General features: G+C 45.9%; 14 protein-coding genes and 1 pseudogene. 7 read left to right on the top strand and 8 right to left on the bottom strand.

Annotated features, from left to right (window positions below; translation table 11 throughout):
* The 8 genes and pseudogenes from hisG to GY843_RS19275 form a co-directional block, all read right to left on the bottom strand.
* Positions 1-113 (bottom strand): annotated as a pseudogene (gene hisG, locus GY843_RS19310) (ATP phosphoribosyltransferase); the annotation flags it as partial.
* Positions 114-134: 21 nt separating this feature from the next.
* Positions 135-1,397: a UDP-N-acetylglucosamine 1-carboxyvinyltransferase gene (gene murA, locus GY843_RS19305; protein ID WP_297312120.1), complete on the bottom strand. Its 1,263-nt coding sequence runs from the start codon at positions 1,395-1,397 to the stop codon at positions 135-137.
* Between the two features lie 21 nt (positions 1,398-1,418).
* Positions 1,419-1,661 (bottom strand): BolA family protein, encoded by a 243-nt coding sequence (locus tag GY843_RS19300; protein WP_297312119.1) that lies wholly within the window; start codon positions 1,659-1,661, stop codon positions 1,419-1,421.
* Positions 1,662-1,771: 110 nt separating this feature from the next.
* Positions 1,772-2,065, bottom strand: coding sequence for an STAS domain-containing protein (locus GY843_RS19295; RefSeq protein ID WP_297312118.1), 294 nt, complete (start codon positions 2,063-2,065; stop codon positions 1,772-1,774).
* Entirely contained in the window at positions 2,065-2,706 is a 642-nt protein-coding gene (locus GY843_RS19290) for a phospholipid-binding protein MlaC (RefSeq protein WP_297312117.1), read from the bottom strand. Before GY843_RS19290 ends, GY843_RS19295 begins: the two co-directional genes overlap by 1 nt.
* A gap of 5 nt (positions 2,707-2,711) precedes the next feature.
* Positions 2,712-3,170: an outer membrane lipid asymmetry maintenance protein MlaD gene (mlaD, locus tag GY843_RS19285; protein WP_297312115.1), complete on the bottom strand. Its 459-nt coding sequence runs from the start codon at positions 3,168-3,170 to the stop codon at positions 2,712-2,714.
* A gap of 1 nt (position 3,171) precedes the next feature.
* A complete protein-coding gene (gene mlaE, locus GY843_RS19280; protein WP_297312113.1) occupies positions 3,172-3,951 on the bottom strand; it encodes a lipid asymmetry maintenance ABC transporter permease subunit MlaE in 780 nt (259 codons plus the stop codon).
* A complete protein-coding gene (locus GY843_RS19275; RefSeq protein ID WP_297312112.1) occupies positions 3,952-4,764 on the bottom strand; it encodes an ATP-binding cassette domain-containing protein in 813 nt (270 codons plus the stop codon). It lies immediately after the preceding gene.
* A 252-nt stretch (positions 4,765-5,016) separates the two neighbouring features.
* Here GY843_RS19275 and GY843_RS19270 point away from each other — a divergent pair, with 252 nt between their 5' ends.
* From GY843_RS19270 to GY843_RS19240, 7 genes are all read left to right on the top strand, one after another.
* Positions 5,017-5,979, top strand: a complete 963-nt coding sequence (locus GY843_RS19270; protein WP_297312110.1) for a calcium/sodium antiporter — start codon at positions 5,017-5,019, stop codon at positions 5,977-5,979.
* A gap of 17 nt (positions 5,980-5,996) precedes the next feature.
* A complete protein-coding gene (locus GY843_RS19265) occupies positions 5,997-6,992 on the top strand; it encodes a KpsF/GutQ family sugar-phosphate isomerase (protein WP_297312109.1) in 996 nt (331 codons plus the stop codon).
* The gene (locus GY843_RS19260; protein ID WP_297312107.1) at positions 6,992-7,522 is read left to right on the top strand and encodes an HAD family hydrolase; all 531 of its coding nucleotides are present in this window, start codon (positions 6,992-6,994) and stop codon (positions 7,520-7,522) included. Before GY843_RS19265 ends, GY843_RS19260 begins: the two co-directional genes overlap by 1 nt.
* On the top strand, positions 7,523-8,095 hold the full coding sequence (gene lptC / locus GY843_RS19255) for an LPS export ABC transporter periplasmic protein LptC (protein ID WP_297312105.1): 573 nt from the start codon (positions 7,523-7,525) through the stop codon (positions 8,093-8,095).
* A complete protein-coding gene (gene lptA, locus GY843_RS19250; protein ID WP_297312103.1) occupies positions 8,085-8,609 on the top strand; it encodes a lipopolysaccharide transport periplasmic protein LptA in 525 nt (174 codons plus the stop codon). The genes lptC and lptA overlap by 11 nt, the downstream gene beginning before the upstream one ends.
* On the top strand, positions 8,610-9,335 hold the full coding sequence (gene lptB / locus GY843_RS19245; RefSeq protein ID WP_297312101.1) for an LPS export ABC transporter ATP-binding protein: 726 nt from the start codon (positions 8,610-8,612) through the stop codon (positions 9,333-9,335).
* A gap of 55 nt (positions 9,336-9,390) precedes the next feature.
* Positions 9,391-9,512: hypothetical protein (locus tag GY843_RS19240; protein WP_297312122.1), on the top strand; the 122-nt coding region annotated here is incomplete at its 3' end.

Below are 9,512 nucleotides of genomic sequence, written 5' to 3'. Positions count from 1 at the left end.
TTACGGCTGCTATGAATATCCTCAGCCGGAACAATATCGGCCTCTGCCAGCAATGGCAGAGTTTCTTTAAGGATACGCCCTATGGACAGTGCAAACGTTAGTTGCTGCTTCATAGCTTTATTTATACCTGTAAATTAACCTGGAACACGCTTAATACGCGCCCCTAATAACTGCAATTTTTCTTCGATACATTCGTAACCGCGGTCGATGTGGTAGATACGGTCAATAACCGTATCACCATCTGCAACAAGTGCAGCAATTACCAGACTCGCTGATGCACGAAGGTCTGTCGCCATCACAGGCGCAGCCTGTAGACGTTCGACACCTTCAACCACCGCAGTATTGCCATCAATATTGATCTTGGCGCCCATGCGGATCATCTCCTGCATGTGCATAAAGCGGTTTTCAAAGATAGTTTCTTTTAGAATACTGACACCGTCAGAGACCGCATTCATAGCAGAGAACTGAGCCTGCATGTCGGTTGGGAATGCTGGGTAAGGCGCAGTCGTTACATTAACCGCCTTAGGACGCTGGCCTTTCATATCCAGCTCTATCCAGTCATCACCAGTCTCGATATGAGCACCCGCTTCTTCCAGCTTCTGCAACACAGCATCCAGAATTTTAGGGTTAGTATTTTTAACTTTAACCTTACCTTTAGTTGCCGCTACAGCCGTCAGATAGGTTCCGGTTTCAATACGATCAGCCACCACAGGGAATTTGCATCCGTGGAGTTTTTCAACACCGTTAACAACGATTGTATCTGTGCCGTGACCACTAATATCAGCGCCCATCGCAATCAAGCATTCTGCCAGATCAACGACTTCAGGCTCACGTGCTGCGTTTTCAATAATACTCTGACCTTCAGCCAGAGTGGCTGCCATCAGAATATTCTCTGTACCCGTTACCGTTACCGTGTCAAAAAAGACCCGCGCACCTTTCAGGCGACCATTAGTTTTGGCGTGAATGTAACCATTCTCGACCACAACTTCCGCACCCATCGCCCGCAGACCTTGAATGTGCAGATCAACCGGACGAGAACCAATAGCACAACCACCCGGCAGCGATACTTCTGCTTCACCAAAATGAGCAACCATCGGGCCGAGTACCAAAATTGAAGCACGCATGGTTTTAACCAGCTCATAAGGCGCGACCAACTTGTTGATGGTACCTGCATCAATTTCTACGTTGAGCTTTTCATCAATAACCAGCTCTACACCCATACGGCGTAGGAGTTCCAGCATCGTAGTAATATCGTGCAAATGTGGCAGGTTACACACTGTTACAGGCTCGGAAGCCAGCAGCGTTGCAGCCAGAATAGGCAGTGCCGAGTTTTTAGCACCTGATATACGGACTTCGCCGCTCAGTTGCTCGCCACCTGTAATAATCAATTTATCCATGATAGTTCCGACCAGAAGAGATTAGTTCTGTGCTGCTTCCCACTGCGCAGGCGTGTAAGTCTTGATCGTCAGGGCATGTATTGTACCGTTGGCGATATATTCGTTCAGGCACGCATATACCAGTTGCTGACATTTTACTGGACGCAACCCTTCAAACAGTTCCCCAACAACTGTCACCTGGAAATCACAACCTTCTCCAGCTGTCGTTACGGTACAGTTTTCAAGCTGAGATTCAATAATCTGCTTTACCTGTTCAGCCTGCATCAAAAGCTCCTGATCGAAAAGAAAAATAAGGCGGAAATAATACCGGATTGCGATAAAAAAGGCGATGCCATGCACCGCCTTTATTCAATCCAAACTGAGTTAAATCTGATCTAGGTGAGTTGATTATCAAGACCGACCAGAGAAGCAAAAGACATCATCTCCTGCGGAACATTTCTTGCCTCAAGCTCAGCTCCAACAGAATCAGCGTAGCGTAAACAACACATCCAAAGCGAAAGAGCCGAACTATCAACTGCTGAAACCGCCGAGAAATCCACAACAACAGAACCAGAAACACCTTTCAGTATCCCTTCAAGCTGCTTTCTCATCTGCATGATGACCGGAAACTTAAGCTCACCGGATAGCCCAATAATACCGTCAGATGTTATTTCAGCTTTTGCAGTCATCAGGCTTCACTTTTCCCTGGATCAACTTTTTCCTTCCAATGGTCAATCACTGCACCAACATCACCACGATTTTTTTGCACCATTTCAGCAAACTGGTTTTTAAATGTCAGGCGTAGATTAATCCCGTCAAGCAGAGCATTAACGAGACGCCAGCCATCCTCTTTCTTTTTCATGTAATAGACAATCGAAAACTTTGTGCCATCTGCAGCAAAAACATCGACAGTAACAATCTGCTTTCTCTTATCCGGGCTTTTTTTCTTGGGCGGTACCATCGCGTATTTTTCAATTTGGAAGCCCAATAACGCTTTGGCATATGTTTTCAAAAGCGTTGTCTTAAAAACAGCAGAAAAAGCCGCGCGCTGATCCTTCGATGCCTTACGATAATACTTACCCATAACCAGCTTCGAAATATAATCAAAATCGACCACAGGAGACAGTACAGTATCGATCTCTGCAATCAGTTGACCTTCCTGCTCTTCAAGCAGTAATTCTTCGTTTTCCAGCAACAACAACATATCAGAAGTGGTGCCTTCAATAACCGCACCTGCCTCTTCCCATGTTGCATGCGCGCTCACACTAAGCAATGAGAACACAATCGCCACAAATAAAGCATAACAACGCTGAATCGCTGTTCTAATCATAAAAGTTACTCACTAACCTCGTTAAACAGGAATTTACCTACCAGATCCTCAAGTACTAAAGCAGACTGAGTATCCTCGAAGTAATCTCCATCTTGCATATATTCCTCTTCAGCACCTACTGAAATACCAATATACTTCTCACCCAGCAGGCCCGCAGTCAAAATAGAGACCGAGCTATCAATAGAGAGAAAATCGACATTACCGAAGATCTCCATCTCCACTCGTGCCATCAACTCATCTTTGTCCAAATCGATGTTCTTAACCTGCCCAATCATCACCCCTGACATGGTTACTTTGGATCGTGGTGTTAAACCACCAATGTTCTCAAAACGTGCATAGACCGTATAAGTGTCATCTTTACTAGACATCGTCAGACCACTAACGTTCAATGCGAGACCAACCAATGCCAAAATCCCAGCCAGAATAAAGGCTCCTACGCTGATCTCCAGGATCCGCATACGCATACTATAGTTCTCCAAACATTACAGCTGTAAGAATAAAGTCCAGACCTAACACCGCCAGGGATGAATAGACCACTGTTTTAGTTGTTGCCTGACTGATCCCCTCGGAGGTTGGAATACAATCATAGCCCTGAAAAACAGCAATCCAGGTAACAACCAGACCAAACATCACGGCTTTTATCAGGCCGTTCATAACATCATCGTAGAAATCGACTGAATTCTGCATATTGGCCCAGAATGAACCTTCATAAATCCCAAGCCAGTCAATACTCACCAATGAGCCGCCATAAATTCCCACAATGGAGAATATTGCAGCCAGAATCGGCAGACAGATAAAACCTGCCCAAAAACGAGGTGCAATTATCCTACGCAAGGGATCAACACCAATCATTTCCAAACTAGACAACTGCTCTGTTGCCTTCATCAAACCAATCTCTGCTGTTAATGCAGACCCGGCGCGACCTGCAAAAAGCAAGGCTGTAACAACGGGTGCCAGCTCACGCACCAGGCTCAGCGCAACCATCTGACCTACAGCCTGCTCTGAGCCATAATCCACAAGGATGGTGTAACCTTGCAAGCCAAGAACCATACCGATGAATAGCCCAGATACCACAATGATGATCAGGGAAAGTACACCGACAAAATAGATCTGCTTCACCAACAGTGGAAACATTACTGTCGGTTGAGGGCGAGCAACCAGAGCCTGAAAAAGAATCATGCCGGAACGCCCAAACGCGGCCAGCTTATCGATCCCCATACGCCCTAATAGTGCTAGTTGATCCATTTACATACCCCTTTGCAAAAGATCATCCTGATAATCACCCGCAGGAAAATGGAATGGCACCGGGCCATCGGGTAAACCTTCCATAAACTGTTTAACCTGTGGCGATTCAACTTTTCTCAACTCTTCAGGTGTCCCATGGGCAACTACTGACGCATCCGCAACCAGATAGATATAATCAGCTATACCAAGTGTTTCCTGAATATCATGTGAAACAATAATACTTGTATGGCCTAACGATTCGTTTAAACGGCGAATTAAGTTAACCAGAACCCCCATCGCAATTGGGTCCTGTCCGGTAAACGGCTCATCATACATCACGATATCCGGATCCAATGCTATAGCACGCGCTAAAGCCACACGGCGTGCCATACCACCTGAGAGTTCACTTGGCATAAGATCTCTGGCACCACGCAAACCTACTGCATGCAGCTTCATCAAAACCACATCACGAATCATATCTTCCGGTAGTTCCGTATGGACCCGTAGCGGAAAAGCAACATTTTCGAAAACGTTTATATCGGTAAACAGAGCACCACTCTGAAACAACATACCCATACGTTCACGAACATGAAAAAGCTCACGTCTGTTCAAGCGTGGGATATCTTTATCATCAACAAAGATAGAGCCAGATTCAGGGCGTAGCTGACCACCAATAAGTTTTAGTAACGTAGTTTTACCCGTGCCCGACGGCCCCATAATGGCCGTAATTTTGCCACGTGGAATTTTAATATCTACGTTGTGATAGATAGGCCGATCGCTGCGCGAAAAACAGAGCTGCTGGATGTCGATAATGACATCATCAAAATAACTCATAAAATCCATGCATAAAAATAAACAATTTGCTGGTTTCCGTTCCCGTTACAGCCGAAAATTACAGAACAAACAAGCAGTAAAAGTATTGCTAATCCATACCCTTCTATAAGGGGCATAAACCAAGGGGGGCAACTATACCATTTAGACATATAAACGTGAATATTCTGTAACAAGCACCTTCGTACTGATTCAAACGGGTACGCCATTCTGGTTTAATAGCCTCCTTCGAATATCTGGATACCCTGTAAATTTATGTTATACCCGATTCTTGCTCTTCTCTGCGGCCTTGTTTTATTGGTATGGAGTGCTGACCGTTTTGTAATTGGTGCCGCAGCAACTGCCAAAAACTTCGGCATGTCTCCGATGCTTATTGGCCTGACAATTGTTTCATTCGGCACATCTGCTCCCGAAATACTGGTTTCTATCATGGCCTCCACTTCCGGCGCAGGAGAATTGGCAATAGGTAATGCGCTGGGATCAAATATCGCAAACATTGCGCTGGTATTAGGTATTACCGCTCTGATTGCTCCTCTTCCAGTAAAGTCTGGGGTACTAAAGAAAGAACTGCCATTACTACTCGCGGTCACCTTACTCGCGGGTGTTCTACTTTTCGATCTAAAACTAACTCTCATCGATAGTGCAATTTTGCTGGCAGCATTGGTTCTCTGCCTATATCTATTTGGTCGTTTCCAGAAAAGCGCTGACACGAGTGATGAACTCAATCCTGAAGAGGACGAGGAAATCCCTGAGCTTAAAACCTCGATCGCTATATTCTGGCTAATAGCAGGCCTAACTGTTCTTGCAGCAAGTTCCAGGATGCTGGTCTGGGGCGCGAGCGAAATCGCTTATTCCATGGGAGTTAGTGAGCTAGTTGTCGGATTGACTATCGTAGCTATTGGCACCAGCTTGCCAGAACTCGCCGCATCTGTTGCCAGCGCGTTAAAAAATCATCATGACATCGCTATCGGTAACGTTGTTGGTTCCAATATTTTCAATCTGGTAGCCGTAATGGCTGTTCCAGGTCTGGTTGCTCCTATTGGTATGGACCTTATAGTCCTGCAACGAGACTACGCCGTAATGCTCGGTCTGACCCTTGCTCTGATGGCTTTCGCCCTATGGCAAAAACCGCCGTCAATCAGTCGACTGGAAGGCGCTCTATTGGCTTTTGCCTATGCAGCTTACCTGGCACTGCTATACACTATGACAGTATCCTGATTTAGGTTAGATTCCCCATGTCCCAACAAGTAACTCAACCCGCAGCAAAACCTGATTTTCTACAATCAGCCAAGCGCACCATTACTCTGGAAGCTGAAGCTGTTTCCGATCTACTGCAACATTTAGATCAGAATTTTAATAAAGCCTGTGAGCTTATGCTGAACTGCTCTGGACGAGTTATAGTGACCGGTATGGGGAAATCCGGGCACATCGGGAAGAAGATCGCTGCAACCCTAGCCAGCACAGGAACACCATCATTCTTTGTTCATCCTGGTGAAGCAAGCCATGGTGATCTGGGCATGTTTACTGAGAACGACGTTGTTATAGCGCTCTCTAATTCAGGCGAAACCGCTGAAGTAGTCACTATTATCCCGCTACTGAAAAGGATGAAGGCGCCATTAATAAGCATAACTGCTAATCCAAATTCCAATCTCTCTAAAGCTGCTGATGCTAACTTGCACATTGGCGTAGAAAGAGAGGCTTGCCCTCTGGACCTAGCCCCAACATCAAGTACAACCACTCAATTAGTTTTGGGTGATGCCTTAGCTATCGCCTTACTCGAAGCCCGCGGTTTTAGCGCTGAAGATTTTGCGTTCTCACATCCAGGTGGTAGCTTGGGACGGCGTTTACTGTTGAAAGTCAGTGATGTTATGCACACTGGATCAGATATCCCTTGTGTAACTGCTGCCACCTCTCTCAGAGAATCGCTCCTAGAAGTAACCCAAAAACGTCTGGGAATGACCGCAGTTGTAAATGACAACAATGAATTGCAGGGAATTTTTACCGACGGGGATCTGCGTAGAGCTCTGGATCAGAACACAGACCTGCAAAATACTCCTATTAATCAGGTTATGACCCAAAACTGCACCACCGTTACTCGTGACATGCTAGCGGCAGAGTGCTTGCAGATTATGGAAAGTAAAAAAATTAATGCTCTGATTGTGACTGACGAAGGTAATAAGCCAGTTGGCGCTCTCAACATGCACGACCTATTAAAAGCAGGTGTAATCTGATGGATATAGACGCTTCAATCAAGAACAAGCTGCAAGATATCAGCCTCGCAGTTTTTGATGTAGATGGCATTCTAACCAGTGGCCAGCTTCTGTTCCTACCTAACGGCCAGGAAGTAAAACAGTTCAATACCTTAGATGGACTCGGCATCAAACTACTAATGGGCGCAGGTATTGAAACTGCAATTATCACCGGGCGTAGCTCACCACAGGTACAACTGCGCAGCAAATCCCTGGGGATTACCTATCTGCAACAAGGGCGCGAAGACAAACTGACAGCCCTGGAAGAACTCTGGGCAAAGACCAGCCATAATGCGGCTACAACAGCTTATATTGGCGATGACTGGCCAGACCTATCAGCAATTCGCCACTGCGCATTTGGCGCGACCGTACCCAATGGCCACGCTTTAGTTAAGGAACATGCTGACTGGTGTACCACACGCAAGGGCGGAGAAGGCGCGGGTCGTGAGTTCTGCGAACTTATTCTTGCAGCACAAGACAAACTGGAATCATTACAGAAAAAGTACATGTAGATGCCAGAACTAAGCAGTCGCTTCAGAATTATCCTCGCCGCTATCATTCTGATTCCAATTCTTCTCTATTGGGGCTTTGGGCATACTCCTCAGGAATCTGCCGCAAAAACGAGTCCACTATCAGAAAAAATGGACTACTACGTTGATCAAGCCAACATTCGCGAGTGGAATGAAAACGGCAAATTAAAACGTGAGCTAGTTTCAGAGAGAGTTGAACACAACCCTGCCCTTGAACTGAATCATCTAACCAAACCGAAAAACATTAGCTACCGGGATGATGGCACTCAGATCGTAGTAACATCGCTGGAAGGGCAAACTCTGGATAATAACTCTCGCACAGATCTTGCAGGCGAGGTCAGAGTTCATGATAATCCCTCTTCAGAGAATGGAGCTATTCTGACTACAGAGCAGATCTCCATATACCCTCAACAAGACTATGCTAAAACAGAATATCCGGTGAAAATCAGTACATCGACAGGTCACATTGAAGGGGTAGGCATGGACGTGAATTTCAATAACCGTGTTTTAAACCTGCACTCCAGCGTAAAGGGAGCCCATAGCAATGCGAAATAAATTTTTGCAGTTTTTTGCCATTCTTCTGGGCCTCTATACAGTTCAAAGTTTCGCTCTACCCGATGACCAAGATCAACCCATCTATATATCTGCGGACTCGGCCAGCATCAACGACAACACAGGCATAACTACCTATAAAGGTAATGTCGTTATCAAGCAGGGATCTCTGCTAATTGAGGCTGCGCATGTAGAAATGTACCGCGGAGATGAAGGCGTGGAAAAACTAATAGCTGAAGGCTCTCCAGCTCATTTCCGTCAAAAGCCCCAGCCTGATGATCCCTATAGCGATGCTTGGGGCAAAAATATGATTTATCTGGTCAACACTCGTAAATTGACCATCACCGAGCAAGCCAAAGTAGTTCAGGATAAGGACACATTCACCGGTGAAAAAATTGTCTATGATCTGGATCGTTCCATCGTAGATGCGTTCGGATCAACTGGCGACAATGAAAACAGCAGCAGCGGCCGTGTCAACATGATCATCCAGCCGAAAAAAAACAAGGCTGACAAATAAATGAGCATGCTCGAAGCCCTTCACCTGGCTAAACGCTACAAAGGCAGAGAAGTTGTTAAAGATGTTTCTCTGCAGATCAAGAGTGGTGAGATTGTAGGCCTGCTCGGCCCTAACGGTGCAGGAAAAACCACCTGCTTTTACATGATTGTTGGCCTGGTACAGGCTGATAATGGTCGCGTGGTTATCAAAGGCGAGGATATAACCTCTCAACCTATGCATGGTCGTGCCAGGAAAGGCATTGGATATTTACCGCAGGAAGCCTCTATTTTTCGCAAAATGTCAGTACGCGATAACCTGCTGGCCATTCTGGAAAACAGATCAGACCTGGATAAAAAAGCGGCTATCGAGAAAATGGAAGGGCTACTGGAAGAGTTCCATATCACCCATATCCGGGATAGTCTGGGAATGAGCCTTTCTGGCGGAGAAAGACGCCGCGTCGAGATCGCCCGGGCCTTGGCGACCGAACCCGATTTCGTTCTTCTGGATGAACCATTCGCAGGCGTTGATCCAATATCAGTTAACGATATTAAACAAACTGTTCGACACCTACAGTCCAAAGGGATTGGTATTCTGATTACCGATCATAATGTTCGTGAAACATTGGATATTTGTGAAAACGCCTATATTGTTAGTGAAGGCACTATACTTGCTAGTGGTACGCCTGACCTGATTATGAACAATGAAGCTGTTCGTAACGCTTATTTAGGCGACCAATTCACACTTTGAGCAAAATTGAGCTATCTATGAAAGCAGTATCCTCAGGAGTTCCGCCCGTTAAATTATGAAACAAGCGCTTCATTTAAAAATTGGGCAACAGCTCACTATGACCCCTCAACTGCAGCAGGCAATTCGCTTGCTTCAGTTATCCACGCTTGATCTTCAGCAAGAGATTCAGGAAGCTCT

The organism is Neptuniibacter sp. (assembly GCF_024231755.1).
Taxonomy (GTDB): domain Bacteria; phylum Pseudomonadota; class Gammaproteobacteria; order Pseudomonadales; family Balneatricaceae; genus Neptuniibacter.
Note: the sequence above shows the minus strand (reverse complement) of the source record. Positions and strands in the feature narration are given on the sequence as shown.

Coding starts and splice junctions, on each gene's coding strand:
- murA (WP_297312120.1), bottom strand. CDS start 1,397: ATGGATAAATTGATTATTACAGGTGGCGAGCAACTGAGCGGCGAAGTC.
- GY843_RS19300 (WP_297312119.1), bottom strand. CDS start 1,661: ATGCAGGCTGAACAGGTAAAGCAGATTATTGAATCTCAGCTTGAAAAC.
- GY843_RS19295 (WP_297312118.1), bottom strand. CDS start 2,065: ATGACTGCAAAAGCTGAAATAACATCTGACGGTATTATTGGGCTATCC.
- GY843_RS19290 (WP_297312117.1), bottom strand. CDS start 2,706: ATGATTAGAACAGCGATTCAGCGTTGTTATGCTTTATTTGTGGCGATT.
- mlaD (WP_297312115.1), bottom strand. CDS start 3,170: ATGCGTATGCGGATCCTGGAGATCAGCGTAGGAGCCTTTATTCTGGCT.
- mlaE (WP_297312113.1), bottom strand. CDS start 3,951: ATGGATCAACTAGCACTATTAGGGCGTATGGGGATCGATAAGCTGGCC.
- GY843_RS19275 (WP_297312112.1), bottom strand. CDS start 4,764: ATGAGTTATTTTGATGATGTCATTATCGACATCCAGCAGCTCTGTTTT.
- GY843_RS19270 (WP_297312110.1), top strand. CDS start 5,017: ATGTTATACCCGATTCTTGCTCTTCTCTGCGGCCTTGTTTTATTGGTA.
- GY843_RS19265 (WP_297312109.1), top strand. CDS start 5,997: ATGTCCCAACAAGTAACTCAACCCGCAGCAAAACCTGATTTTCTACAA.
- GY843_RS19260 (WP_297312107.1), top strand. CDS start 6,992: ATGGATATAGACGCTTCAATCAAGAACAAGCTGCAAGATATCAGCCTC.
- lptC (WP_297312105.1), top strand. CDS start 7,523: ATGCCAGAACTAAGCAGTCGCTTCAGAATTATCCTCGCCGCTATCATT.
- lptA (WP_297312103.1), top strand. CDS start 8,085: ATGCGAAATAAATTTTTGCAGTTTTTTGCCATTCTTCTGGGCCTCTAT.
- lptB (WP_297312101.1), top strand. CDS start 8,610: ATGAGCATGCTCGAAGCCCTTCACCTGGCTAAACGCTACAAAGGCAGA.